Annotated in this window: 20 protein-coding genes and 1 pseudogene; 16 read left to right on the forward strand and 5 right to left on the reverse strand. The window is 64.3% G+C overall.

Going from position 1 to position 25,916, the window contains the following annotated elements:
* Positions 1-279: 279 nt before the first annotated feature.
* From PX653_RS01385 to gltA, 7 genes are all read left to right on the forward strand, one after another.
* The gene (locus PX653_RS01385) at positions 280-1,143 is read left to right on the forward strand and encodes a GntR family transcriptional regulator (protein WP_371876456.1); all 864 of its coding nucleotides are present in this window, start codon (positions 280-282) and stop codon (positions 1,141-1,143) included.
* A 196-nt stretch (positions 1,144-1,339) separates the two neighbouring features.
* Positions 1,340-1,762, forward strand: coding sequence for a succinate dehydrogenase, cytochrome b556 subunit (gene sdhC / locus PX653_RS01390; RefSeq protein ID WP_277416173.1), 423 nt, complete (start codon positions 1,340-1,342; stop codon positions 1,760-1,762).
* A 3-nt stretch (positions 1,763-1,765) separates the two neighbouring features.
* Positions 1,766-2,128: a succinate dehydrogenase, hydrophobic membrane anchor protein gene (sdhD, locus tag PX653_RS01395; protein ID WP_277416174.1), complete on the forward strand. Its 363-nt coding sequence runs from the start codon at positions 1,766-1,768 to the stop codon at positions 2,126-2,128.
* Positions 2,129-2,131: 3 nt separating this feature from the next.
* Complete coding sequence (gene sdhA / locus PX653_RS01400) at positions 2,132-3,910, forward strand: succinate dehydrogenase flavoprotein subunit (RefSeq protein ID WP_277416175.1); 1,779 nt, start codon at positions 2,132-2,134, stop codon at positions 3,908-3,910.
* 12 nt (positions 3,911-3,922) lie between these two features.
* Positions 3,923-4,633 carry a succinate dehydrogenase iron-sulfur subunit gene (locus tag PX653_RS01405; RefSeq protein WP_277416176.1) on the forward strand — a complete coding sequence of 237 codons (711 nt, stop codon included), beginning with the start codon at positions 3,923-3,925 and terminating at the stop codon, positions 4,631-4,633.
* Between the two features lies 1 nt (position 4,634).
* Positions 4,635-4,916: an FAD assembly factor SdhE gene (locus PX653_RS01410; protein ID WP_277416177.1), complete on the forward strand. Its 282-nt coding sequence runs from the start codon at positions 4,635-4,637 to the stop codon at positions 4,914-4,916.
* A gap of 40 nt (positions 4,917-4,956) precedes the next feature.
* Entirely contained in the window at positions 4,957-6,261 is a 1,305-nt protein-coding gene (gltA, locus tag PX653_RS01415) for a citrate synthase (protein WP_277416178.1), read from the forward strand.
* 136 nt (positions 6,262-6,397) lie between these two features.
* On the opposite strand, the gene PX653_RS01420 is transcribed toward gltA, so the two are convergent.
* Positions 6,398-8,191, reverse strand: coding sequence for an eCIS core domain-containing protein (locus tag PX653_RS01420; RefSeq protein WP_277416179.1), 1,794 nt, complete (start codon positions 8,189-8,191; stop codon positions 6,398-6,400).
* 429 nt (positions 8,192-8,620) lie between these two features.
* Between PX653_RS01420 and PX653_RS01425 the strand changes: the two genes are divergently transcribed.
* On the forward strand, positions 8,621-9,370 hold the full coding sequence (locus tag PX653_RS01425) for a PAS domain-containing protein (protein ID WP_277416180.1): 750 nt from the start codon (positions 8,621-8,623) through the stop codon (positions 9,368-9,370).
* Positions 9,333-10,772: a hybrid sensor histidine kinase/response regulator gene (locus PX653_RS01430; RefSeq protein ID WP_277416181.1), complete on the forward strand. Its 1,440-nt coding sequence runs from the start codon at positions 9,333-9,335 to the stop codon at positions 10,770-10,772. Before PX653_RS01425 ends, PX653_RS01430 begins: the two co-directional genes overlap by 38 nt.
* A gap of 59 nt (positions 10,773-10,831) precedes the next feature.
* Here the strand turns inward: PX653_RS01430 and PX653_RS28420 are convergent.
* Positions 10,832-11,467, reverse strand: a pseudogene (locus PX653_RS28420) (methyl-accepting chemotaxis protein); the annotation flags it as partial.
* Between the two features lie 499 nt (positions 11,468-11,966).
* Here PX653_RS28420 and PX653_RS01440 point away from each other — a divergent pair.
* From PX653_RS01440 to PX653_RS01465, 6 genes are all read left to right on the forward strand, one after another.
* Entirely contained in the window at positions 11,967-12,338 is a 372-nt protein-coding gene (locus PX653_RS01440; protein ID WP_277416183.1) for a response regulator, read from the forward strand.
* Positions 12,339-12,415: 77 nt separating this feature from the next.
* On the forward strand, positions 12,416-14,575 hold the full coding sequence (locus tag PX653_RS01445) for a hybrid sensor histidine kinase/response regulator (protein ID WP_277416184.1): 2,160 nt from the start codon (positions 12,416-12,418) through the stop codon (positions 14,573-14,575).
* A 68-nt stretch (positions 14,576-14,643) separates the two neighbouring features.
* Positions 14,644-15,072, forward strand: coding sequence for a PAS domain-containing protein (locus PX653_RS01450; RefSeq protein ID WP_277416185.1), 429 nt, complete (start codon positions 14,644-14,646; stop codon positions 15,070-15,072).
* On the forward strand, positions 14,985-16,778 hold the full coding sequence (locus PX653_RS01455; RefSeq protein WP_277416186.1) for a hybrid sensor histidine kinase/response regulator: 1,794 nt from the start codon (positions 14,985-14,987) through the stop codon (positions 16,776-16,778). The genes PX653_RS01450 and PX653_RS01455 overlap by 88 nt, the downstream gene beginning before the upstream one ends.
* Positions 16,779-16,837: 59 nt before the next feature.
* The gene (locus PX653_RS01460) at positions 16,838-17,161 is read left to right on the forward strand and encodes a PilZ domain-containing protein (RefSeq protein WP_277416187.1); all 324 of its coding nucleotides are present in this window, start codon (positions 16,838-16,840) and stop codon (positions 17,159-17,161) included.
* Between the two features lie 134 nt (positions 17,162-17,295).
* On the forward strand, positions 17,296-19,833 hold the full coding sequence (locus PX653_RS01465) for a hybrid sensor histidine kinase/response regulator (protein ID WP_277416188.1): 2,538 nt from the start codon (positions 17,296-17,298) through the stop codon (positions 19,831-19,833).
* Here the strand turns inward: PX653_RS01465 and PX653_RS01470 are convergent.
* A complete protein-coding gene (locus PX653_RS01470) occupies positions 19,830-21,242 on the reverse strand; it encodes an MEDS domain-containing protein (protein WP_277416189.1) in 1,413 nt (470 codons plus the stop codon). The genes PX653_RS01465 and PX653_RS01470 overlap by 4 nt on opposite strands.
* A gap of 203 nt (positions 21,243-21,445) precedes the next feature.
* Here PX653_RS01470 and PX653_RS01475 point away from each other — a divergent pair, with 203 nt between their 5' ends.
* Complete coding sequence (locus PX653_RS01475; RefSeq protein ID WP_277416190.1) at positions 21,446-23,206, forward strand: methyl-accepting chemotaxis protein; 1,761 nt, start codon at positions 21,446-21,448, stop codon at positions 23,204-23,206.
* Between the two features lie 638 nt (positions 23,207-23,844).
* Here PX653_RS01475 and PX653_RS01480 read toward each other — a convergent pair.
* Positions 23,845-24,027 (reverse strand): EAL domain-containing protein, encoded by a 183-nt coding sequence (locus PX653_RS01480; RefSeq protein ID WP_277416191.1) that lies wholly within the window; start codon positions 24,025-24,027, stop codon positions 23,845-23,847.
* Positions 24,021-25,853, reverse strand: coding sequence for a putative bifunctional diguanylate cyclase/phosphodiesterase (locus PX653_RS01485; protein ID WP_277416192.1), 1,833 nt, complete (start codon positions 25,851-25,853; stop codon positions 24,021-24,023). The genes PX653_RS01480 and PX653_RS01485 overlap by 7 nt, the downstream gene beginning before the upstream one ends.
* Positions 25,854-25,916: the final 63 nt, after the last annotated feature.

Below are 25,916 nucleotides of genomic sequence, written 5' to 3' on the forward strand. Positions count from 1 at the left end.
TACTCGAAACAGCAATGATACCAAATTAGCCCTGTGCGAGGCTTCGCTTTCAAAGGGTAATTGCGGGCTTGCCACTGCCGCGCGAGCATGAATCTTCCCTGCGCATTTTCATGCCTGTCCTGTGCGGTCGGCCGTGCGCGGGCGCGCCAGGACCGGCACCGGGGCGAGTGTAGGCCTCGTCGTGCCTTCTGTCAATCATATCTTATGTCTTATATAAGACATATAACTTGATGGGTTATTACTGGACGGAGAGGGGCTTTTGTGGTGAAATCGTGGTCTATGAATCCCGTCACGCCCAACCAGACCAGTCCAGGCAGCACAGCAAATGCGCCGGCTGCGCCGGCCACGGGCACGACGACCGCCGCACCATCCGGCGCCACCGCCGCGCCCGCTCCGGCCGGCCCCGCGCAGGCCGCCGCCATGCCATCGCCCACGTTCTCCCCGTTGTACCAGCAGATCAAGGCGCTGATCACGCAGAGCCTGCAGTCGGGCGAGTGGAAGCCGGGCGAGATGATCCCCAGCGAAGTGGAACTGGCCAACCGCTACAAGGTCAGCCAGGGCACGGTGCGCAAGGCCATCGACGAGCTGGCGGCCGACAACCTCGTCATGCGCCGCCAGGGCAAGGGCACGTTCGTCTCCACGCACCACGAGGCGCGCGCCCACATCCGTTTCCTGCGCCTGCGCCCGGACGAGGGCGTGCCGCACTATCCCGAGAGCCGCTTCCTGGAAGTCAAGCGCGTGCGCGCCCCGGCGGACGTGGCGCGCCTGCTGGAGCTGAAGTCCGGCGACGCCATCATCTACATCAAGCGGGTCCAGTCGTTCGACGGCATCCCCACGATCGTCGAGGAGCAGTGGCTGCCGGGCCAGCTGTTCAAGGGCCTGACGGCCGAGCGCCTGTCCGAGTACAAGGGGCCCATGTACGGCCTGTTCGAGTCCGAATTCGGCACCCGCATGATCCGCGCGGACGAGAAGGTGCGCGCCGTCGTGGCGGGCCCCGATGAGGCCTTGCTGCTCGGCATCGAGCCCGGCACGCCGCTGCTGTCGGCCGAGCGGGTCTCGTTCACCTACGGCGACAAGCCCGTCGAGCTGCGCCGCGGCCTGTACCTGACGACCCGCCACCACTACCAGAACGACCTGAACTGACGAGCGAGCGTGCAGGAGGCTGACCCGCGTTCGCCTTGGGCGGCGCAACATAAATTTGGTTATATGTAACAATAGATATTGGTCGATCCCGCGAAATAGGCGAAAATCGCTGTCTCAGCAATTGCGGAGCACTGCAACATTGCCGCATACCGACACTGCAGTTTATTAAATAGCAAAAGTAAAAGGGAGGTTTGTCATGTCTGAAGCCGTCAGGGAAGCACCGCGCAAGCAACGGCGAGAAATCCGTAACATCCATATTACGGAGCTGGTCAATTATCGCCAGCCGTTCTCCGCCATTGTGTCCATCATGCACCGCGTCAGCGGCTTCCTGATGTTTGCCCTGCTGCCGTTCATTCTGTACCTGCTGCAGGAAAGCATCCGTTCCGAAATCTCCTTCGCCCACTTCCAGGGCATTGCCTCGCATCCCTTCGCCAAGCTGGTCATCCTGGCCCTGGTGTGGGGTTACATGCACCACTTCTGCGCCGGCATCCGCCACCTGGTGATGGACACCCACATCGGCCTGGACAAGGATTCGGCCCGCAAGAGCGCCATCGGCGTGCTCGTCGTGACCTGGGCGGTCGTCATCCTCGTCGCTTTGAAACTGTTCGGAGTCTTCTAAAAAATGAAAAACAATATCGGATCGAAGCGCCTGGTCGTGGGCGCGGGCTACGGCCTGGGTGAGTTCCTGGCGCAGCGCGCCACCGCCGTCGTGATGGTTGTCTACACCGTCGTGCTGCTGGTCTCCTTCCTGACCGGCAGCAACTTCACGTACGAAGGCTGGGCCGGCCTGTTCGCCCAGACGTGGTTCAAGCTGTTCACCCTGGCCACCCTGATCGGCCTGTTCTACCACGCCTGGGTCGGCGTCGTCAGCATCTACCAGGATTACATCAAGAACATCGCCGTTCGTTTCATCCTGCATACCGCCTCCGCCATGTGGCTGGTGGCTTGCGCCGTCTGGTCGGTGCAGATACTCTGGAGTGTTTAAATCGTGGCAGCTATCAAATCTGCAATCCCTGTCCGCCGCTTCGACGCGGTGATCGTTGGCGCCGGCGGTTCCGGCATGCGCGCTTCCCTGCAACTGGCGGAAGCCGGCCTGAACGTGGCCGTGCTGTCCAAGGTGTTCCCGACCCGCTCCCACACCGTGGCGGCACAGGGCGGCATCGGCGCCTCGCTGGGCAATATGGCGGAAGACAACTGGTTCTGGCACATGTTCGACACCGTCAAGGGCGGCGACTACCTGGGCGACCAGGATGCGATCGAATTCATGTGCCGCGAAGCACCGAAGGTCGTGTACGAGCTGGAACACTTCGGCATGCCGTTCGACCGTAACCCAGACGGCACCATCTACCAGCGTCCGTTCGGCGGCCACACCGCCAACTTCGGCGAGAAAGCCGTGCAGCGCGCCTGCGCCGCGGCCGACCGTACCGGCCACGCGCTGCTGCACACGCTGTACCAGCGCAATGTGCGCGCGCGCACCCACTTCTTCGTCGAATGGATGGCGCTGGACCTGATCCGCGACGCCGACGGCGACGTGCTGGGCGTCGTGGCCCTGGAAATGGAAACGGGCGAAGTCATGATGCTGCAGGCGAAGACGACGATCTTCGCCACCGGCGGTGCCGGCCGTATCTTCGCCGCATCGACCAATGCGTTCATCAACACCGGCGACGGCATGGGCATGGCGGCACGCGCCGGCCTGCCGCTGCAGGACATGGAATTCTGGCAGTTCCACCCGACCGGCGTGTCCGGCGCGGGCGTCCTGATCACGGAAGGCGTGCGTGGCGAAGGCGGCATCCTGATCAACTCGCAGGGCGAGCGTTTCATGGAACGCTATGCGCCGACCCTCAAGGACCTGGCGCCGCGCGACTTCGTCTCGCGTTCGATGGACCAGGAGATCAAGGAAGGCCGCGGCTGCGGTCCGAACAAGGACCACGTGCTGCTGGACCTGCGCCACATCGGCAAGGACACCATCGAGAAGCGCCTGCCGTCGATCCTGGAAATTGGCCACAAGTTCGCCAACGTCGATGCGACCAAGGAACCGATCCCGGTCGTGCCGACGATCCACTACCAGATGGGCGGCATCCCGACCAACATCCACGGCCAGGTCGTGACGCCTGCCGGCGACGGCTCGCAGAAAGTGGTCAACGGCCTGTACGCAATCGGCGAATGCGCCTGCGTCTCCGTGCACGGCGCCAACCGCCTGGGCACCAACTCGCTGCTGGACCTGGTGGTGTTCGGCCGCGCGGCCGGCAACCACGTCGTCGCGCAGAAGCTGGCTCCGAAAGAGCACAAGGACCTGCCGAAGGACGCGGCCGATTTCGCCATGGACCGCCTGAACCGCCTGGAAACCTCCACCGGTTCCGAGCGCGTGCAGGGCGTCGCCAACGACATCCGCGCCACGATGCAGAAATACTGCGGCGTGTTCCGTACCGACGACCTCCTGAAGCAGGGCTTCGACGAGATCATGAAGCTGGACGAGCGCCGCAAGCACGTCTCCTTCAAGGACAAGTCGAAGGTGTTCAACACCGCCCGCGTGGAAGCGCTGGAACTGGACAACCTGATCGAGACGGCCAAGGCCACGATCACGTCCGCTGTCGCCCGCAAGGAATCGCGCGGCGCGCACGCGCACAGCGACTTCCCGAACCGCGACGACGAAAACTGGATGAAGCACACGCTGTGGTTCTCCGCGGGTAACCGCCTGGAGTACAAGCCAGTCGTCACCAAACCGCTGACGGTCGAAACCTTCAAGCCCAAAGCACGTACTTTCTAAGGCCTCAAGAACATGGCACGCACTCTCAAATTCAAGATTTACCGCTACGATCCGGACAAGGACGCCAAGCCGTACATGCAGGACCTGACCGTCGAGCTGAAGGACACCGACAAGATGCTGCTGGACGCCCTGCAGCGCATCAAGTCCGACGTGGACGACTCGCTGGCCCTGCGCCGTTCGTGCCGCGAAGGCGTGTGCGGTTCCGACGCGATGAACATCAACGGCAAGAACGGCTTGGCCTGCACCACCAACCTGAACGAGCTGACCGAGCCGATCGTGCTGCGCCCGCTGCCGGGCCTGCCCGTCATCCGCGACCTGATCGTCGACATGACGCAGTTCTTCAAGCAGTACGATTCGATCAAGCCGTTCCTGATCAACGACTCGATCCCGCCGGAGAAAGAGCGCCTGCAGAGCCCCGCCGAGCGCGAGGAACTGGACGGCCTGTACGAGTGCATCCTGTGCGCGTGCTGCTCCACGTCGTGCCCGTCGTTCTGGTGGAACCCGGACAAGTTCGTCGGTCCCGCCGGCCTGTTGCAGGCATACCGCTTCATCGCCGACTCGCGCGACGAAGCCACCAACCAGCGCCTGGACAACCTGGAAGATCCGTACCGCCTGTTCCGCTGCCACTCGATCATGAATTGCGTGGACGTGTGCCCGAAAGGCCTGAATCCGAACAAGGCCATCGGCAAGATCAAGGAACTGATGGTCCGCCGCGCCATCTGACATGACGGAAACGACCAACCGTGACCATCAGGCGGACCCCGCCAACCGCGCCCGCCTGCGTTGGCGGGCACGCCGCGGGCTGCTGGAAAACGACCTGATACTGACGCGTTTTCTGGATGCGCACGAAACCGGATTGACCGACGAGGAAGTGGACGCATTCACGCGGCTCCTCGACTTGTCGGACAATGCGCTGATGGATCTGGTCCTGGCGCGCAGCGAGCCCGAAGGCGAGATCGACCTGCCGCACGTGCATGCACTGCTGGCCCGCCTGCGCCGCGCCTGATTTTTTTTAAATGCCGCACCTCTCCAGGAAGGAAGAGCCCATGAATATCTCTGATAACAAAGCCACTCTGTCGTTCTCCGATGGCAGCCCGTCGGTCGAATTCCCGATCTACAAGGGCACCGTCGGCCCGGACGTCATCGACATCCGCAAGCTGTACGGCGGCACCGGCAAGTTCACGTACGACCCGGGCTTCATGTCCACCGCGTCGTGCAATTCGTCGATCACCTACATCGACGGCGACAAGGGCGAGCTGCAGTACCGCGGCTACCCGATCGAGCAGCTGGCCGTGAACGCCGACTTCATGGAAACGTGCTACCTGCTGCTGAACGGCGAACTGCCGACCGAAGCGCAGAAGTCCGCGTTCGTCGACACCGTCACCAAGCACACGATGGTGCACGAGCAGATGCAGTTCTTCTTCCGTGGCTTCCGCCGCGACGCGCACCCGATGTCGGTGCTGGTCGGTACCGTCGGCGCGCTGGCGTCGTTCTACCACGACTCGCTGGACATCAACGATGCCAAGCAGCGCGAGATTTCCGCGATCCGGCTGATCGCCAAGATGCCGACCCTGGTCGCCATGGCGTACAAGTACTCGATCGGCCAGCCGTTCATGTACCCGCGCAACGACCTGTCGTACAGCGCCAACTTCATGCGCATGATGTTCGGTAACCCATGCGAGGAGTACAAGGTCAACGACGTGCTGGTGCGCGCGCTGGACCGTATCCTGATCCTGCACGCCGACCATGAGCAGAACGCGTCGACATCGACGGTCCGCCTGGCCGGTTCGTCGGGCGCCAACCCGTTCGCGTGTATCGCTGCCGGTATCGCCTGCCTGTGGGGCCCTGCCCACGGCGGCGCCAACGAAGCGGCACTGACGATGCTGAAGGAAATCGGCTCGGTCGACAACATCCCGGCGTTCATCGAGAAGGTCAAGGACAAGAACTCCGGCGTCAAGCTGATGGGCTTCGGTCACCGCGTCTACAAGAACTTCGACCCGCGTGCCAAGCTGATGCGCGAAACCTGCCACGAAGTGCTGGAAGAGCTGGGCCTGCAGGACGACCCGCTGTTCAAGCTGGCCATGGAACTGGAAAAGATCGCGCTGAACGACGAGTACTTCGTCTCGCGCAAGCTGTACCCGAACGTCGACTTCTACTCGGGCATCGTGCAATCCGCCCTGGGCATCCCGGTCTCGCTGTTCACCGGTATCTTCGCGATGGCCCGTACCATCGGCTGGATCGCCCAGTGGAACGAGATGATCGCCGATCCGGAACAGAAGATCGGCCGTCCACGCCAGCTGTTCGTGGGTTCCACGACGCGCGACGTGCCGCCGCTGAAGGATCGCAAGTAAGCGCTTGCCTCTTCGGTTGCAACAAAAAAAGCGGACCTTCGGGTCCGCTTTTTTTATCGCTGCCGCATCGTGAAACCCGGCGGTGGCTGGCCTGTCGACATCCCAACGTCCGGTGTCCGCACTCGACGGGGATCGGTCAATCGCCGATGTCGATGACCGCGTCGTCGGTGGGCGGCGTCCACGTCCGCCCCAGCGCCAGGCTCTGCGCCCTCGTCTGCGTCATGAACGTCGCCAGGTCGGGCGGATATTGCGTGCTGTCGGCCCCCGGGACGAAGTTGCTGAGCATGTCGATGACGAACTTGTATTTGTGGATGCCGCTTGCCGCTTCCCAGTAAGTCTTGTTCCAGAACGCGAACAGGGCGAGGGCGATGGCCGTCATTTCCTGGTCCGTGATCTTGGCGTCCCAGTTGTTCGGATTGCCGGCCGCATCGTGCGCGCTGTTGACGGATCGGGCCAGCATCAGCATGCGTCCCGTTGTATAGGACGGTCCCACGTCCACGGCCATGCCCGCTGTGCGGGTCTGCTTCATCACCTCCGATTCTTCGTCGATCGGACCGGTGACTGGGTGGCCGCGCGCATCGACGACGATCTGATTGAGTGCGTCGCGCCTGTACGGCCGCACCGTCTCGATCGCTTCTGTCGCAACGTTACCATGGGCATCGCGGTAATGCGCGATCCGGTCGGCCAGCGGTACGTTAACGGTCTGGTCCCAGCCGGGGCCGGCAGCAACCAACTGGTCCGTCAGGTCGTGGATCGACGCGATCAGCGCCCCCTGGCTGCGCCCGGTCGGGTTGCCCAGCGCCGTGGCTGGCGTCGTCGGCCTGCGCACCCTGGACAGCCATCCCTCCACGGCGCCCAGCGGACTGTAGTAGTGGGCGTACTTTTGCGGTTCGTCGCCCAGGTTCGCTGGCACTGGCGCGGCACCGACGACGGGCGGGCTGTTCAGGGTATTGGACTTCCAGCCGGCGATGGCAGCCATGATCTTCCGCGACGCGCTCTCCAGTGCGCCGGTAATCTCCGTGCTGCGCAGGACCTCGGCCGCAAGGTCGCCCTCCATCCGCTCGCTGGCGTCGCGCAGCGTTTCCCCGGCCACGCCCCGGATCGCCTGCTGCTCGCTCAGGTACGCATACGTCAGCGTGCGCTGGCGGCCGTAATACCAATACAGCGTTTCCCATGCCTTGGCTTTGTACGATCCCGCGCTGCTGGTGCCGATCATCCGGCCGATCGTTCCCAGCTTGTTGCTGGCGGCCTGCCAGACCGTCAGCAGTGCCTCGTTGCCCGGTTGCTGGGACACGGTATCGAGCGCCGTGAACGTCGTCTGTGCGTCGGTCCGCTCGACATCGGCGATCAGCAGCCTGCGCTGCACGGTTGCCGTGGCGGCGGGCACCGTGCCGGTCCCGGCGGCTCCGCTGGCACCGGCGTCACTGCAGCCGTCCTGCAATGCCCGCGCGCCCATCCGATCGGCTTCGCTTTCCAGCGAGCGGTCGTCATTGACGGGTACGCCGCCGGCGTGGAAGGAGGGCCTGACCCGGCCTTGCGCTTGCTGCACGAGGTGCCATGCCTCGTGCGGCAGGTGCCGTTCCTGGCCGGACGCCAGGTGGATTTCGTTTCCCTGGGCATAGGCATGGGCGCTCAGCTGGGCAGGCTTGGACGAGTTGTAGTGCACCTGCACGTCCGCCAGCGAACAGCCAGACAGCCGCTGGATGCCTGCCCGCAGCGCAGGCGGTAGATTGCCGGTTGCGGCATGCATGCGCTGCGCCACCAGTTGGGCCTGGACGACGCGCGGGCTTTCCTGCGCCAGGTGCGACAGCGCCTGGCACTGGGCGGTGGCAACGCGCCGGTCGTCCACGCAGGCGTTGCCGGAGCCGGCAGGCGGGAGGCGACTGTCCACCTGCTGTGCGGTGCGTTCGACGTGGGGGATCGTGGCCATCGCGGCTCCTTTGCGCCAGCGCGGCGGCCGGGGCGGCCACTGCCAGGCCAGTGTACGCGCTGGCCGCGCCGCATGGCCTCTCTCCCCCGACGTTGTTACCTGTTTGTTACGTGCGTGTTACCGGCACATTACTTGCGTGTCATCCCCGCTATTAAGTATGGATGCGCCACACCGGATCGCTGTACGCGCAGAAGGTTATCCGACACCTGGCGCCAGTCCTTCCGCAGGCGCAGCGGGACAGCGCGCAACACGATACGGCTGACAGGTGTACGGCGAGCCCACTGTATAATCGCTGATACGGCCGAGCTGGGCGCTTCGTCCACAGGTTTCCGATGGACTCCGGCCAGCCTGCTGCCGGTGGAACAGTGACCCGCTTAATTCCGGGCATTTCGCCGGCCAACTTCCCGACCACGACATTTCGAATCTCCCATGAACTGGCCTCGATTTATTGCCGAGCCACCGGCGCCCGGCAGCCATCCCAGCAGGATGGAGCAGCGGATGATGGCGTTCGACTGGTCCAGCACACCGCTCGGCGGGATCGATCGCTGGCCGTCCAGTCTGTGCAATGCCGTTCGGTTGCTGCTCGATTGCCAGTTGCCGATGTACCTGGCGTGGGGCGAGCAATTCACGCAGCTCTATAACGACGCGTATGTCCCGATCCTCGGCGAAAAGGACGCTAGTGCGTTGGGGAACGATGCGCGCGTGACGTGGTCGGAGATCTGGCCGACGATCGGCCCCATGTGGGAAAAAGTCCTGACTGGCGAGGGCATCGGATTCGAGCGGTTCAAGCTGACGATCGAACGGTTCGGCTATCCTGAAGACTGCTATTTCAGCTTTTCGTACAGTCCGGTACGTACCGATGATGGGACGCCGAACGGCGTACTGGTCACGTTTGCCGAAACCACGCGGGAGGTGCTGGCGGAGCGGCGCCAAGCGTTTCAGCTCGCTTTGTCCGATGCCTTGCGCGGCCTCGATGACCCGCTGGCGATCACGGCCCACGCCGCCTCCATGCTGGGCGAATACGTCGGCGCCGGCCGTGTCGGCTATGGCGAAATCGATGCCGTATCGGATTCGGTGTCCGTGCATCGCGACTGGACTGCGGACAGCGGAGCGATGCGGAGCCTTGCCGGAGAGCCGTCCGTTGGACAGTTTCGGCCCAAATATCATCGCTGTCCTTAAAGCCGGGCAGACGCTGCGACTTGACGATATCCAGGCGGATCCTCGTTCGGCTCCGTATGCCGCCGGTTACGCCAGCATCGGCACGACGAGCCTGCTTGTCGTGCCGCTCGTCAAGGGCGGGCGGTTGGTCGCCATCCTGTACCTGCACTGCGCGCAACCACGCCGGTGGAGCGACGCCGATGCATTGATTGCGGAGGATGTCGCGCAGCGGACCTGGGACGCCATCGAACGGGCGAATGCGCAGAGTGCGCTACGCATCGCCAACAGCCGCAAGGACGAGTTTCTGGCAATGCTCGCGCATGAGCTGCGCAATCCGCTTGCGCCTATAGATGGGGCTGCCCAGCTGCTCGAACTCGGGCATATCGATGGCACTCGAATGCGGGAACTTGGGAGAATCATTTCTCGCCAGGTCGGCCATATGACGGCTTTGCTGAACGACCTTCTGGATGTGTCGCGCGTCACACGAGGCATGATCGAGCTGGACCTTGGCGCGGTCGACATGCGTGGCGTGGTCGAAGCAGCAAGCGAGCAGGTTCGGCCATTGGTCGAACAGCGTCGCCATGTACTCGCATACACCGCGCCGGCCGTGCCGACAGTGGTGCGTGGCGATTTCGTTCGCTTGGTGCAGATCCTGGCGAACGTCATCAACAATGCCGCGAAGTACACGCCGGACAGCGGCCATATCGGCGTCGTGCTGACGGAACAGTCCGAGTCCATCAGGGTCGCCGTCACGGACAACGGTTATGGCATCGCTCCGGACTTGCTGCCGGATGTATTCGACTCGTTCATCCAGGGCAGGCGAACGCTGGGTCGGACGCAAGGGGGGCTGGGCCTTGGCCTGGCCCTGGTCAAGTCACTGGTGGAGCTGCATGATGGGCGTGTCGCCGCGTCCAGCCGGGGCGAACGGCAGGGAACCACCATCACGATTGAACTGCCGCGTTGGCACGGCGGGCCGCCGCGTGAAGGCAAGCGGCCGGGAGATGCGATGCACACTGTCGGCACAACCTCTGCCCTGAGCATCCTGCTGGTCGACGACAATGTCGATGGCGCCGCGATGCTCGCGCGGCTCATCGGACAAATGGGACACAGGGTGACCGTGGCGCACAATGCCAGCTCCGCCCTGGCCAACGCTACGGTTTGTGCGCCAGATGTCGTCTTGCTCGATATCGGCCTGCCCGATATCGATGGGTATGAACTTGTCGCGCGTCTCCGGGCTCAACCGGTCTGCGGCAACGCGCTCTATATTGCCGTGACGGGTTATGGCCAACACCAGGACCGCCAGCGTGCACTCGATGCCGGGTTCTGGCGTCACATGACCAAGCCGGCTTGCCTGCAAACGCTGGCCGGCTATCTGAAAGAGGCTTCGGAGCTGGCGGGTCCGAGGCCGCGGACGGGGCAATAAGGACGAAGCGTTGATTGCCAAAATCGAAGGGTAACCCCGGCCGCAAAGGGAAGCGGTCGCTATGAATCGATATCGAAACAGTGCATTCGTGCATCGAGAGACTTCGAGTCCCGCTCGACATCGATTGCCGCTTGCGCAGCCGCCTCGGTCATGGCGACCTTGGTTGCCGTGATCGTCCCGATATGCACCAGCTCGGCCTCGATCAACCGGGTCGCTTCCGCTTGCCGCTCGCTCGACTGGGCAATCAGCGCTATATGTCGATCCATGTTCGCCACGCTGTCGACGATCACGCGCATGGTACGTCCCGCCTCGTCCACGAGTTCATGCCCGCTTTCGATCTTCGTTACGGCGTCTTCGATCAGTGTCTTGATTTCCCGCGCCGCCTGAGCCGAGCGGTGCGCCAACTGCCTCACTTCGGCGGCCACGACGGCAAAGCCGCGGCCTTGTTCGCCGGCTCGCGCCGCTTCTACTGCCGCATTCAGGGCAAGGATGTTCGTCTGGAACGCGATGGTGTCGATCACACCGATGATTTCGACGATCTTGCCCGACGAGGCCGAGATATGCCCCATCGTGTGGACAACCTCGGCGACCGTGCTTCCTCCCTGTGCAGCCACCGCGGATGCCTGGCCGGCCGCGCCGGCGGCGTTGCGGGTACTGTCGATGTTCTGGACCACGTCGGTCGTCAAGTCGGCCATTGCGGCCAGTGCACCCCGCACTCGCGCGATCTGCTCATGTGTGGTGGATTCGATCGTGGAATTGAGTCCGGAGATCGTCTCCGATGACGTCCGGATACCCTGCACGCCGGCAGTCGCCGCCGCGACGGCCCCATGCATCGCACCAATGCTTTGCTGAAGCATCTTGCCGAGCTCCGATACCGCAGGAACGCCGTTGCCGCGCAGGTCCACCCGGCCGGGGGCCTCGCCCAACCGGGCGACCATCGCCTTCAGCTCCGCAGCCTGCAGCGCATCGCGACGGGGTTGGGCTGGCAACGGAAGGGCGCGGGGCTTGGGCTGTGGAAATTTCGATTCCAAAGCCATTCTAATGCGCTTCGGCCGCCAGGCATACCTCTTGTAGTTGTGCAGCAACATGAGAGATGGGGGGCACGGAGGCGTTGCAAAGTCTTGTCGCGGGCGTTGTCTTTATTTCACCTCTGCTACAATTCGTGCTTGCCGTGGAATGTTGGTAACCGAGAGAATGCTGATTCTGAACGTCGATGACTATGAACAGGCGCGTTACGTCAAGACGCGCCTGCTCCGCAATGCCGGCTTCGTCGTTGCGGAAGCAGCGAATGGACAGGATGCCATCCGCATGGCCGCGGCCATGCTGCCGGCTCTTGTTCTGCTTGATGTCCGGCTGCCCGACATCGATGGCATTGAAGTTTGCCGCAGGATCAAGACGGACCCGGCAACCTGCGTGATCCGTGTGATCCACATCTCGGCGGCTTTCATCACGGCGCAGGATATTGCCAGGGGCATGGCTAGCGGCGCCAGCCAGTACCTCGTGGTGCCGTACCAGCCGCAAGAATTGATCGCCGCGGTCAGGCGCGAGGCCAAATGGCTGCAATAAGGAGCGGTTCCCCCGACGGGGCAAACAGTGCCGGGTTCCGCGTTCAGTTGGCACCCATGAAGGTCCGGTGGCATATCATGCTGCTGGTCCTGGTCGTGCTCATACCGACGATCCTGTTCTCGGTTCTTGCGCTCGACGTCCTGCTCACCGCCGAGCGCAAGGCCGCCTTGCGCAGCATGCAGGAACTGGCTCGGGCATCGGTCAACGTGATGGACCGCGAGATGACCTTCGCGACAGCCACCGCGCAAACGCTCAGCACGTCGCATGTCCTGCTCGCCGGCGACTTCCGGCAGTTCTACCAGCAAGCCAGGGCCGCCAACAACCGGCCGGGTATCCAGGCGGCGCTGCTCGACGAAACGGGACAGCAACTGTTCAACACTGTCAGGGAATATGGCAGCCCGATCGCGCCGCCGGGGCCGGTAGCCCAGGCCAGGATCAGGAGTGTGCTTGCGGGAGGCGTTCCCGTCTACAGCAATCTCATCAAAGGAAGCGCGACCGGCAAGTTCGTTGTCAGCGTCGAACAGCCGGTTCGCCTGCGCGACGGGCGGAGAATCGTCGTCAATGAGTGGATGTTCGCCGAGCATCTCAACCGCCTGTTGCCGGCGCAGAATGTACCCGCGTCCTGGCTGATCGCCGTGTTCGACAAACAGGGCATCACGATCGCGCGCAATCGCCATCCGGAGAAATTCGTGGGCCTGCCGCCCCGGCCAGAGCGGTTGCGCACCATCCTGGCGGGCTTTGAAGGGGTGTCGCGCGCCTACACCCGCGATGGCATCGAAATGTACGGCGCCTGGGAGCGGTCGGAGCTGACCGGCTGGACTGTCGGCGTCGGCGTGCCCGTGGCTGAAATCGAGAAGACCGCGGCACAGTCGGTCGCCTTGCTCGCTGCCGGGTTCGTGATCGCAATCCTGCTTGCCATGGGGAGTGCCTTGCTGTTCAGCCGTCGGTTGCTGAAATCGATCCGGCACGTCTCGGCGGCGGCCGACTTGCTGCCGCGATACGAGATACCACCCATTATCGACCTGGGCGTGGAAGAGATGAACCGCCTGCAGCGTTCCTTGCATGATGCGGGAACCCTGCTGGCCGCAGCCGAACAGGGCCGGCAGGAACACCTGGCGGAGGCATTGCGGGCGCGGCAGGTCGCGGAGGAGCAGAACCGGTCGAAGGACGAGTTTCTCGCCATGCTGGGCCACGAACTGCGCAACCCCCTCGCGGCCGTCGTGTCGGGGGCGACCTTGCTCGATCAAGCCGCGGGCGATCGGACCCAGGTGGCCAGGATTGCGACGATCATCGGGCGCCAGAGCCGTCACCTGGCCAAGCTCGTCGACGATCTGCTCGATGCGCATCGCATCCTGAGTGGCAAGGTCACCATGCAGCGCGTCCCGCTCGACCTGGCAAAAGCCGTGGAAACTTGCCTGGCCGGCTTCGAGGCCCGCGGAGCGATGCAAACGCACCGGATCGACGCGGATCTGGTTGCCGTCACGATCGAAGGCGACCCGACCAGGATCGAACAAATGATCAGCAACCTGGTCGATAACGCACTCAAGTACACTGCCCAAGGAGGAACCGTGACGTTGACGGTGCGCCGCGAGGCTGCGCAGGCGGTCCTGTCCATCGCGGATAATGGCATTGGCATGCCGCCTGAACTGCTGGAAAAGGCATCGGATGTGTTCGTGCAAGGGCAAGTTGTAAGCCGGGCCAAGGGCGGGCTGGGGATCGGCCTCGCCGTCGTCAAATCGCTGGCGATCCAGCACGGTGGAACGCTGGAGGCGCGCAGCGCCGGCATCGGCCAGGGCAGCGTATTCACGCTGCGCTTCCCTGCCACGACCGCTGCCCCGGCAACCGGGGCTTCCGTCGCGTGTGGCATGGGCGCAGGTTCGAGCGTGATCGTGGTGGAGGACAATCGGGACGTGCGCGAGATGATGGTCCTGATGCTCACCACGCAGGGCTTCAGTGTGCAGGCCGCGGAGAACGGCCGGCGCGGCCTGGCGCTGGCGCGCAGGGTGCAGCCCGTGGTTGCCCTGATCGATATCGACATGCCGGACATGTCCGGCCATGAAGTCGCGCGGCAGCTGAAAGCGGACCCGGCCACTGCCAGCATCCGATTGATCGCGGTGACCGGATACGGGCTGCCAACGGAGAAGGCAGACGCAGTGAACGCCGGCTTCGACCGTCACCTCACCAAGCCGGTGCTGCTGGAGCATTTGACCGACTGCATCAGGCAGCTCATCGATTGATGCCTCCGGTCGTGCGACGCGACCGGCACAACCAACGTATTATTCGTTCTTTTTTGGAAACTCAGTCAATGACCCAGACCGCGCAAAGTCTGCTCGACCTCCACGATCTGTGCACCAACGCGACAGTTGCGCTGTTCGTGATGGACGACCGGCAACATTGTGTCTACATGAATCCCGCGGCCGAGCAATTGACCGGATTTACGCTTGCTGAAGTACAGGGCGCGCCCCTGCATGATTTCGTGCATCACACGCGTCCGGACGGCAGTCCATATCCTCTTGCCGAGTGCCCGATCGATCGCGCGGCCCCTGCCAACATGCAGGAACACGGCGAGGAAGTGTTCGTCCACAAGGACGGCACGCTGTATGCGGTCTCGTTTACCGCCAGCCCGATTCGACGGGGGGCCGGGTCGTGGGTACTGTCATCGAAGTACAGGATGCCCGCGTCGGCCTGGCGAGGGAGCGCGAGCGCGAGGCGTTGCAGCGGATCGGCATGCTGATCGTGCAGGAGTTCGATCACGAGAAGATCGTCCAGGCCGTGACGGATGCCGCCACCACGCTGACGGGCGCGCAATTCGGCGCATTCTTCTATAACGTGCGCAACGAGGCCGGCGAGTCGTACACGCTCTATACGATCGCCGGCGTGCCCAAGGAACATTTTTCCCGCTTTCCCCTGCCGCGCAATACGCACCTGTTCGGCCCCACGTTTCGTGGCGAGGGTACCATCCGCAGCGACGATATCCGCCAGGATCCACGCTACGGCAAGATGGCGCCGTACCACGGCATGCCGGCCGGTCACCTGCCGGTCCGTTCCTATCTGGCGGTGGCCGTCAAATCGAGCGAGGACGAGGTTATCGGCGGATTGTTCTTCGGGCACGAGCAACCCGGCATTTTTACGGAAGAGCACGAGCGTATCGTGGAGACCCTGGCAGCCCAGGCCGCGATCGGGCTGAGCAAGGCGTCGTTGTACCAGGAAGCGCTGTTCGCCAAGAAGCGCGCCGAACAGGAGGCGGCCGACAAGCACCGGCTGTACGAAGAGGCGGCGCGCGCCAACGAAGCGAAGGATCAGTTCCTGGCCACGGTCTCGCACGAACTGCGTACGCCGCTCACGTCCATCCTCGGCTGGTCCCATATGCTGACGTCGGGCAAGCTCGATGACGCGATGTCCCAGCGGGCGATCGAGACCATCGAACGCAATGCCAGGGCACAAGCACAGATCGTCGAGGACCTGCTGGACATATCTCGTATCGTCAGCGGCAAACTGCGCCTGAACGTGCAGCTGTTTTCGCCGCAACCGTCGGTCGAGGCGGCGGTGGAGGCCGTCCGCCCCGCCGCCATTGCCAAATCGCTCAATATCCAGATGGTGGTCGATCCGCTGGCAGGCCCCGTGTCGGGCGACCCCGAGCGCCTGCAGCAGGTCGTCTGGAACCTGATGTCCAACGCCATCAAATTCACCCCCAAGGGAGGCCGGGTCCATGTGGCATTGCAACGCCATCACTCCAGCATCCATATCGTCGTTGCCGACAACGGTGCCGGCATTCCCGAAGAGTACCTGCCGCGCATCTTCGACAGCTTCACACAGGTCGACGCCACGTCGAGTCGCAAGCATGGCGGCCTGGGCCTTGGTCTGGCGATCGTGAAGAAGCTGGTGGAACTGCACGGCGGGACGGTATCCGCGCACAGCGACGGACTTGGCCTGGGGGCTTCCTTCACCGTGGTACTGCCCATCGCGCCCCTTGCCAGTACCCAAGCGCAAGCCGCCCCGCAGGTCGCAGCGGGGGCCTACCGTGTCCCCATCGACATGGACCAGTTCAGCCTGGCAGGAGCCGTGGTGCTGCTGGTGGAGGACGACGACGACGCCCGGAACATGCTGGCTGCCGTACTGATCGGTGCGGGCGCGACCGTCGAGACGGCGAGCGACGCCGAGACCGGCCTTGTGCTGTGGGAAGGCATCCGGCCGGACATGATCGTCAGCGACATCGGCATGCCCGGCATGGATGGCTACGCGTTTATTGCCGAGGTGCGCCGACGGGAGAGCGTCGACCGGCTGCCTGCCGCGCCCGCAGTTGCCCTGACGGCCTATGCACGGGTGCAGGACCGGATGCGGGCGCTGACAAGCGGCTTCCAGATGCACGTCGCCAAGCCTGTCGAGCCGGCGGAGTTGCTGACGGTACTGTCGACCTTGCGCACCTGGCGTGGTGGCTGAACGAGCGAGCCGGGCGGTCCGGCCATGTATCCCATTAGCGCATACAACACTCATTCGTTATGGACAATGAAAAGAGGCTGGCCCGGCGACGCATACTGAGGGTGCGCGCCATGGTGGAAATCGGTTCGCGCCCCGTAGCGGGGCGCACCCATGACATCAGCAGCATAGGGATCGCTATCCTGTTGCCGATGGCCACGGCGGTTGGCTGTCAGGCCCGCGTTCATTTCATGCTGCCAATGGGAGGGCGGATGCATGCGGTCGTTGTTGCCGGCCGCGTGACCAACTGTACGCTCAGTGCCGACGAGTTCCGTACCGGTTTTGCATTCGTTGCCGTGGGGGCCGAGCAGCAGGCACTGATCGACAGGTTCTGCAGCGAAAGCTGATCGAGGCAGGCTGGCGCGCGGCAGGAGCAAGTGTCCAGGACACACGTGAAACCCGGCCCCGGATGTCTTGCCAGGGATATCTCCGGTAGAATGGCTGATATTGTCCCGATCCCGGGGCATCCACAGGATTGAGAATGCTCCCGGAACAATGTGTCGATCATGCGTGCGGCGGCGGCGGCGAAGCGCATTTCGTGCGCTTTTACGACGACGAGGCGTTCCTCGCCGAAGAAATCGCCGCGCACTTGGGCGGGGCGCTTCGCCGGGGTGGCAGCGCCATCCTGATCGCCACCGCTGCACGGGTGGAAGACGTGCTGGCGCTCTTGCGCCGGGACGTGGTCCCGGACGACCTGGCGCACCTTGTCGTGCTGGACGCGGCGGCGACGTTGGCGCAGTTCACCATGGGAGGCTGGCCGGATGCGGCGCGCTTCGATGCGGTGGTCGGCGCGTTGGTGCGCGCTGTGCAGCGGCCAGGCGTGCCGACCCATGCCTATGGCGAAATGGTCGCACTGCTGTGTGCCGACGGTCATTTCGAAGCCGCGCTCCGGCTGGAAGAGCTGTGGAACGCCTTGCGGGCGCACGCAACGTTCTCATTGTTTTGTGCTTATCCGTGGGCGCTGTTTCCGACGGTCGAGCTGGCCGACAGTTTCGCCTCCATCTGTCGCGCGCATACCGACGCGGGCGCCTTGCGGCAAGCGTGTCATCGGCATGCCGACCCGTTGGAACGCCTCGAACTGGAGCGCCGGGCGCTTGCCCTGGGCAGTGAAGCAGCGCGTCGGCGCGATGCCGAACGGCTTGCTGCCGACACTCAAGCCGACCTGGCCGATTTCCTGGACAATGCGGCGGAAGGGATCCATCGCGTCGGACCGGATGGCACGATCCTGTGGGCGAACAAGGCGGAGCTCGCGCTGCTGGGCTATCGCTGGGAAGAGTACGTGGGCCACAATATCGCCGAGTTCCATGCCGATGCGGACGTCATCGAACGTATCCTGGACATACTCGGACGTGGGGGAACGCTCTACGACCAGCCGGCCCGCCTGCGTTGTCGGGACGGCGGTATCCGGCACGTGGTCATTCATTCCAACGGCTGCTTCGAGAACGGGCAACTGCGCTACACCCGCTGCTTTACCCGTGATGCGACCCAGCGTCACGAGCGCGACATGGCATTGGCCCAACGTGACCAGATGATCCTGCGTTCTCCCGTTGCCACTGCGCTGCTGAGCGGACCGGGCTTGCGGATCGCGCTTGTCAATGATCGCTTCATCGAACTGAGCGGCCGCACCGGCCTGCGCGACAAGACGTTCGCCGCAGCGTTCCCCGCCGTGGTAGGCGGCCAGTTGCACGCGCTGCTGCAGCAGGTCCAGGCCAACGGCGAGTCCTACCACGCCGACGAGCTGCGTCTGCCGGAGATCAATGCAGACCGGTACCTGCGGCTCAGCCTCGAGCCGCTGTGCGGCATCGATGGCGCGGCCGATGGCGTCGTGCTGACGGCGGTGGATGTCACGGAACACGTAGTGGCGCGCAAGAAGCTCGAATGTGCGCACGATGAGCGCGAAACCGTGCTGGCGGCCTTGCAGGACGCCAACCGGAACAAGGACCAGTTCCTCGCCATGCTCGGGCACGAGTTGCGCAACCCTTTGGCGCCGATACTGATGGCACTGGAGATGATGGAAATGCGCGCCGACGCCGGTCCTGGACCGGAGCGTGCCGTCATCCGGCGCCAGGTCGACCATCTCGTGCGGCTGGTGGACGACCTGCTCGATATCGCCCGTGTCACACAGGGAAAGGTTTCACTGAAGCGGGCGCGGCTGGGACTTCGACCGCTGCTGGACAAGGCGGTCGAGATCGCCTCAGCGGATATCCGCGCACGCGCGCACCAGCTGGAATTGACCGTCGGCGGTAGCTGGTACGTGGAGGCGGACGATGTGCGCCTCGCCCAAGTGATTGCGAATTTGCTCATCAATGCGGCGCGGTACACGCCGCGGGGCGGCATCATTCGTTTGTCCGCACAGGCCATGGACGGGCACGTGCGCATTGCGGTCGCGGACAATGGTCGCGGCATGACAGCGGAGGAGTTACGTCAGGTCTTCGACTTGTTCTACCAGGGAGAGCGGGGCATCGACCGCGCCGAAGGTGGGCTTGGCGTCGGACTATCGCTGGCGCGACGGCTCGTCGAGCTGCATGGCGGGCATATCGAAGCACGCAGCGACGGTCGCGGCCGCGGCAGCGAATTCGTCGTCTGCCTGCCATCCTGCGGCGCCCCGGAAGCGCAAGCGGCGGGGCACTCGCTGCAGGGCCAGCCGCAGGGGCGTCGGATACTCCTGGTGGACGACAACGTCGACGCGGTTCGCATGCTGGGCATGTTGTTGGAACAGCATGGCTGCAAGGTCGAGGTATGTCACGACCCCGTGACCGCCCTGGCGCGGTTCGACACATTGCGCCCCGACGTGGCCGTACTCGATATCGGCCTGCCCATCATGAGCGGCCATGAGCTGGCGCGTGAAATACGCCAGCGCCCTGGCGGGGCGCAATGCCGGCTCATTGCATTGAGTGGCTACGGTCAACCGGAAGACATGGCCCGCAGCCTTGCGGCCGGATTCGAACTGCATCTTGTCAAGCCGGTCCAGCCGGAACGGCTGCTGAATATCCTGCAGACAGGAATGGCGCCGCCTTAATCCGGTCGCGGCATCTCGCCCGTTGCCGGGGCGTGCTCCCGTGTGCTTCCTGTCGCCAACGCCAGCCGGACCGAAAACGAACTGCCCAGGCCAGGACCGCCGCTGTGCGCGGCGATTGTACCGCCATGCAGCTCGACCAGGCGGCGCGCGAGCGTCAGGCCGATCCCCAGGCCACCGTCGGAGCGGTCGAGCGAGCGAGGCAGCTGAGTGAACAGCCCGAAGATGGAGTCGAGCATGTCGCGCGGAATCCCCGCTCCGTTGTCGGAAACCGTGACCGTTGCCGACCCGTCGTGCACGTGCGCAGTAATGCTGACCGCACCGCCGTTCGGCGTGTACTTCGCGGCATTGTGGAGCAGGTTCCCGAATACCTGGGCAAGGCGCGTGGCATCGGCCACCACCTGCACGTTCCTGGGCGGCATGGCCACTGCCAGCGAATGACCGCGCTGGTCGATCAGCGGTCGCGTCTGTTCCAATGCCATCTCGATGATGTCGGCCAGTGATGTTTCCCGCATGGCCAGCTGGATGTGGCCTTGCGTGATACGCGCCACGTCCAGCAGGTCGTCCACCAGACGCGTGAGATGAGCGACTTGCCGGTGCAGGACAGCGGAGCTGTCGGCGATGGGCGAGTTGGCCGGCGCCAGTGCACGGATCACGTCCGCCGCGGAGCGGATCGGCGCCAGCGGATTGCGCAGTTCGTGGCCCAGCATGGCGAGGAACTCGTCGCGGGCCTGCACGGCCGCGTTCAGTGCGGCGGTGCGCGTTTCGACCCGGTCTTCCAGCTCCGCGTTCAGGCGCACCAGTTCCTGCTTGGCCAGCTTCAGCGACGAACTCTCCAGCACTTCCCAGGCGCCGTCGCGCCGCGTCAGCGCGAACTCGTGGTGGCGGCACACGTCGATCACGTCCTCCGCGCTGCACGTCTCCATGCAGTACGTGCACAACGCGACCAGGTTGTAGTGCCGGAACGCGCCGTTCACCTTGCGCTCGTAGTCCATGAAGTCGGCCCAGCCGGACCGCTCGACCCAGATGGTGTCGCCGGTCAGGCGCAGGCCTTCGAAGCCGAGCGCGCGCGAGCGCCGTTCCCGTTCGATCCAGCCGTTCAGCACGATGTCGGGATCGAACACGTCGCCCGCCTTGTACCAGTCCGAGATCGACACGATCTCCATCTGGCCGCTGGCGAGGTAGGCGTCCAGGCGGGGAATGGCGTCCTCCAGCAGAGCCCTGGCCCGGTTGGCGTCTAGCGACTGCGACGTCACCCACAGGCACGATTCGTTCGCATCGAGCCCGGCCTGGAAGAATGGCACCAGCGTTTCCGCCAGGTCGGCCTCGGTACGGTAGAACTGGCAGAAGTGCGAGCCCCAGGGGATGCCGCCGACGGCGTCGATGCCCGAGCTTCGATGTGAGGTTTGCATGATTTGGTCGTGTGTTTGCGCTGTGGATGCCGAGAGCCCGGCCTGGACGGTAATGATAACAAACACGGCCATGCTTCGCGCAGTTTGATGCACTTGCACAAGCCCAATGCGCACGCAAGCAGCCGGTCGAGATACGCGTCTGCTTCCTATGTTCGCACGACACAACAGTCCAAGTTTTTTGACGATTTTGATGATGATTATTGTTGACGCAGGGAAATAAGTGGATCAACATTCACAAAATCGCCGAATTTGATTATTTTTGGCGTGTCCCCTCCCTAAACAATGGAAAAATGATGAAATTGTCGAATCTTCCTATTCGTACCTTATTGCGTGCAACGCTGGGTACTCTCATCGTCATCATCGCCCTGTCCGGTGGCGGGTCGTTCTGGCTGGTCAATTACGTCATCGCGGCTCTTGAGTCGAGCAGCACGGCGGACCTGACCGCGCAGGCGACTGTCGACAAGATCCGGTTGCGCATGGAAGCGAACCGCAGCCAGGTCCTGCAAGCCCTGCAGCACAACCCTGGGACGCGTTATGCGGCAATGCACGACCATCCCCTCTCGATTCATGACGGCATCATCGCTAAAAATTCGGCCGATATCGTTACGCTGTGGGATGCCTACCGCAAGGGGGTCGAGGATCCAGCGGAGCGCGATCTGGCGGACCGCTGGTATCGCGACAGCGGCCGCCTGGGACTGGACAGTACAGGCGCCGCAGCGCGTGCAATTACCGGGGACAACTGGGACGACGCTCAGAAGATACTGATCAGCACGATCAATCCCGTGTATCGCGAAGCGGACAAGCAGGCCGTCGGTCTGGCTGCCTACCTTCAGGAGCGCGCGGTGGTGCGTCGCGCCGCCGTGGAGGCCAGCATCGATACGGCCATTACCGTCGGCACAGCAGCGATCGCACTGGCTGTCGCCATCGCCTGGGCAGCCGGGCGCTATATTACGCGCACCATTGGCACTTCCCTCGAGCAGGCGGTCAACGCTGCTCAGCGCGTAGCGGCGGGCGATCTGACAACGGATATTTCGGCATCGTCAAGGAACGAGTTCGGCGTATTATTGCGTGCATTGGGGCAAATGACCGTCAATCTGCGCGACGTGGTCGGTGCGGTCAGCAGCGGTGCTCAAGGTATTGCGTCGGCATCGGGGCAGATTGCGGGCGGTAACCGCGACCTGTCGCAGCGCACCGAAAAGCAGGCGGCTGCGCTCGAAGAGACAGCTTCCGCAATGGAAGAGCTGACGAACGCGGTCAAGCAGAACGGCCAGCACGCCAGGGAGGCCAGCACACTGGCAACGCGCGCTACCGGGGTCGCCGAGGAGGGCGGTGCTGTCGTGGACTCGGTGATCCAGACCATGGCGTCGATCGACGCCTCCGCTCGTCGCATTACCGATATCACCAGCGTGATCGATGGCATTGCCTTCCAGACCAATATCCTGGCATTGAACGCGGCTGTCGAGGCCGCTCGTGCGGGCGAGCAGGGGCGCGGTTTTGCCGTCGTCGCGGCAGAAGTGCGTGCGCTGGCACATCGCTCGGCAACAGCGGCGAAGGAGATCAAGGAATTGATCGGCGCGTCGCTCGACCAGGTCGACGCCGGTGGCGCGCTGGTCGCGCAAGCGGGTCGAACGATGAGCCAGATCGTGCAAAACGTGCGTGAGGTCAGCCGCATCATCGGCGCCATCGAGACGGCGAGTACGGAGCAGGAGGCCGGCATCGTGCAGGTACATCGAACACTGGCCGACATCGACTCGTCGACGCAGCAAAACGCCGCGTTGGTGGAAGAGGCTTTTGCCGCATCCGCGGCCTTGCATGAGCAGGCCGAAGAACTGTCGCGCCGTGCGGCGACGTTCCAACTGGCTTCGAGCGCGAACCCGGTGCTGGCAGTGAAGCCCGCAAGCGCAGCGGATCGTTCACTGCCGGTCCATGCCGCGGCGCCTGGCCGACTGGCCTTGTCCGCGTGACGCTGTTTGTTGGCGTAAGACGAAGGTGGGCACGGAGGTGTGCCCTGTCAGCTTTCGGGGCGGCGGGGGCGACCGCCGTCATTCGCAAGTGCTAGCCCGGCCGGCGGGTGGCAGATGTAGTCCCGGCGCGCGGCAGTGCGGGTGTTCTCTCCGGGCCGTGTGCCGGCCACGCATTCTCCACGCTGCCGTCGTGCGCGTTGCCCTGTCAACTCGTGCAGCACAACTGCGCGCGATTCGGCCTAACATACGATGGTTGGGGTAAACGGGAGCAAACCATTGAAACGCATTGGCAACTGCACCTGCCGGATTGCTTCGTCAACCGCGACAACCACGCCGCGACAACTGGCCATCGGGCATGATGTGCGCACGGGAACCGGGTGGCATGCCGCTGGACGTATTGCGCTGGGAAGCCGCATCGGCGACGCCCGACGCCGCAGCTGTGTCACGCAATTACGCCGAGCGGTTGCGACAGCGCTGCCGAAGTTCGCGTTGGCGGGTGGGTTTGGCGGCAGCCACCATCGAGGGAGGTTCGAAGCCGCGCCCGCCGTGCCGGCGCTGCGCAACCGTTTCGGTCCAGGGGGGGCGGGGCCGTCGCCGCTTGGAACCCTGCCTGTTCAGTCAACGCGGCGATTGAGGCTCTAATGCCGCGTCAGCCACTCCGCCAGCGCGGGCCGGGCCAGCGGCTGGCTGATGTAGTGGCCCTGCACGCGGCTGCAGCCGTGCGCGGCGAGGAAGTCGCGCTGGTCGCGCGTCTCCACGCCTGTCGCCACGACCGGGATGTTCAGGTTGTGGCCGATGTCGAGCATCGTCTTGGTCAGCATGCCGTCGCTGGGGAGGCGCCGATTTCCTGCACCCGGCGGCGCGTCATCTTCAGCTGGCTGACGGGCAGGCGGCGCAGGCAGGACAGGTTGTTGCGGCCCGCGCCGAATTCGTCCACCGACAATTTGATGCCCAGCTCCTGCAGGCCGTTCGCCAGCCGCGTGGCCTGTTCCGGGTCGTGCATCAGTTGCTCCTCGTGCAGCTCCAGCGCCAGGCTGGCGGGCTTGATGCCGTGGTGGGCGACGCGCCGGCCCAGGTGCAGCAGGTAGTCGCGCTGGGTGAACTCGCGGCTGGACGCATTGATCGAGATCGGCAGGTCCGGGTAGCCGAGGTCGGCCAGGAAGCGCAGCGTGCTGCAGACGTCCTCCAGCACGCGCCGGCCCAGCGGTACGATCAGCCCGTTCTCTTCCGCCTCGGGCAGGAAGTCGGCCGGCAACAGCTCGCCCCGCTCGGGGTGGCGCCAGCGCAGCAGCGCTTCGAGGCCCAGGATCTTGCCCGTCTCGACGCACACATCCGGCTGGAACAGCAGGTACAAGTCGTCGCGGTCGAGCGCGTCGCGCAGCGCGTTTTCCATGTGCTGGCGCGCTGCCGTCGTGTGCGCCATCGCGGGGGAGTAGAAATGCACGGCATCCGGACCGCCGTGCTTGCTGGCGTACATTGCCGCGTCCGCCGCCTGCAGCAGGTCGTGTACATTGCGGCCGTCGCTCGGGTACACGGCCACGCCCATGCTGGCGCCCACCGACAGCACCCGGCCCTCGATATCCATGTCGCCCGCCATCGCCCGCCGCACGCGGTCGATCATGCGCAGCGTAAAGCGCAGGTTGGGCTGCTCGGCCAGCACCAGCACGAACTCGTCGCCGCCCAGGCGCGCGACGGTATCGGATTCGCGCAGGGCCGACTGCAGCCGCTGCGCGACATTCCGCAGCACCTGGTCGCCGGCGGCGTGGCCCAGCGTATCGTTGATCTCCTTGAACTTGTTCAGGTCCAGCATGACGACGGCCACCTGCTCGTGGTTGCGCTGGGCGCCCTGGATCGCGTGGTCGAGCCGGTCGCGCAGCAGGACGCGGTTGGCCAGGCCCGTCAGCGCGTCGTGCGTGACCAGGTGCTCCAGCTGCGATGTGCGCTGCTTGGTGGCGGTGATGTCCTCGATGATGCCGATGAAATGGGTGACGCGGCGGCTGTTGTCGCGCACCGGCGTGACGGACAGGTGATTCCAGAACAGCTCGCCATTCTTGCGCTGGTTGCGAAATACCACAGAGGCCGGCTGGCACGCGCGTACGGCCGCGCCCAGGTGGGCGCGCTGGTCCTGGTCCAGGCCCGGCGCCGCCATGAAGCGCGAGTCGCGGCCCATCATTTCGGCGGCTTCGTAGCCGCTGATGCGCTCGAACGCGGGATTGACGTACTCGATGGGATTGTCGACACCGTCGTGACGCGTGATGACGATGCCGTTGCTGGCGGCCGTCAGGCCGCGTTCGAACAGTTCCAGCTTCTCGCGCTGGCGGTGGTGCTGCGACAGGTCCATGCCCATGCCGCACATGTAGCTGGTGCCGCCGCCGACAAGCAGCCGCGACGCGCACAGGGCAAACGGAATCACGTCACCGTCGGCCGAGCGCACCCGGGCCTCGATCTGGACGCGTTCGTCCTGCTGGAACACGGTGCAGAAGGCCCTGGCGACGGCGGGCCGGTCGGCCGGCTCGAACACCTCCAGCATGTGCAGCCCGCGCAGGCGCTCGGCGGAGAGGCCGGTGACCCGTTCGACCTGCTGGTTCCACAACACAAAATAGCCTGATTCGTCCAGGACATAGAACGTCCCGGCCAGGAGATCCATCACATCCCGCAACGGCAAGCCGCCGACGTCCACGGCCGACTGTAGCCCGCTCTCACCCATACT

This window comes from Pseudoduganella chitinolytica (assembly GCF_029028125.1).
GTDB lineage: Bacteria > Pseudomonadota > Gammaproteobacteria > Burkholderiales > Burkholderiaceae_D > Rugamonas > Rugamonas chitinolytica.

Bases quoted from the DNA above. Each gene is read 5' to 3' on its own strand.
- PX653_RS01385 (WP_371876456.1), top strand. From the start codon at position 280: ATGAATCCCGTCACGCCCAACCAGACCAGTCCAGGCAGCACAGCAAAT.
- sdhC (WP_277416173.1), top strand. From the start codon at position 1,340: ATGTCTGAAGCCGTCAGGGAAGCACCGCGCAAGCAACGGCGAGAAATC.
- sdhD (WP_277416174.1), top strand. From the start codon at position 1,766: ATGAAAAACAATATCGGATCGAAGCGCCTGGTCGTGGGCGCGGGCTAC.
- PX653_RS01405 (WP_277416176.1), top strand. From the start codon at position 3,923: ATGGCACGCACTCTCAAATTCAAGATTTACCGCTACGATCCGGACAAG.
- PX653_RS01410 (WP_277416177.1), top strand. From the start codon at position 4,635: ATGACGGAAACGACCAACCGTGACCATCAGGCGGACCCCGCCAACCGC.
- gltA (WP_277416178.1), top strand. From the start codon at position 4,957: ATGAATATCTCTGATAACAAAGCCACTCTGTCGTTCTCCGATGGCAGC.
- PX653_RS01420 (WP_277416179.1), bottom strand. From the start codon at position 8,191: ATGGCCACGATCCCCCACGTCGAACGCACCGCACAGCAGGTGGACAGT.
- PX653_RS01425 (WP_277416180.1), top strand. From the start codon at position 8,621: ATGAACTGGCCTCGATTTATTGCCGAGCCACCGGCGCCCGGCAGCCAT.
- PX653_RS01440 (WP_277416183.1), top strand. From the start codon at position 11,967: ATGCTGATTCTGAACGTCGATGACTATGAACAGGCGCGTTACGTCAAG.
- PX653_RS01445 (WP_277416184.1), top strand. From the start codon at position 12,416: ATGCTGCTGGTCCTGGTCGTGCTCATACCGACGATCCTGTTCTCGGTT.
- PX653_RS01450 (WP_277416185.1), top strand. From the start codon at position 14,644: ATGACCCAGACCGCGCAAAGTCTGCTCGACCTCCACGATCTGTGCACC.
- PX653_RS01460 (WP_277416187.1), top strand. From the start codon at position 16,838: ATGGACAATGAAAAGAGGCTGGCCCGGCGACGCATACTGAGGGTGCGC.
- PX653_RS01465 (WP_277416188.1), top strand. From the start codon at position 17,296: ATGCTCCCGGAACAATGTGTCGATCATGCGTGCGGCGGCGGCGGCGAA.
- PX653_RS01470 (WP_277416189.1), bottom strand. From the start codon at position 21,242: ATGCAAACCTCACATCGAAGCTCGGGCATCGACGCCGTCGGCGGCATC.
- PX653_RS01480 (WP_277416191.1), bottom strand. From the start codon at position 24,027: ATGCTGACCAAGACGATGCTCGACATCGGCCACAACCTGAACATCCCG.
- PX653_RS01485 (WP_277416192.1), bottom strand. From the start codon at position 25,853: ATGGATCTCCTGGCCGGGACGTTCTATGTCCTGGACGAATCAGGCTAT.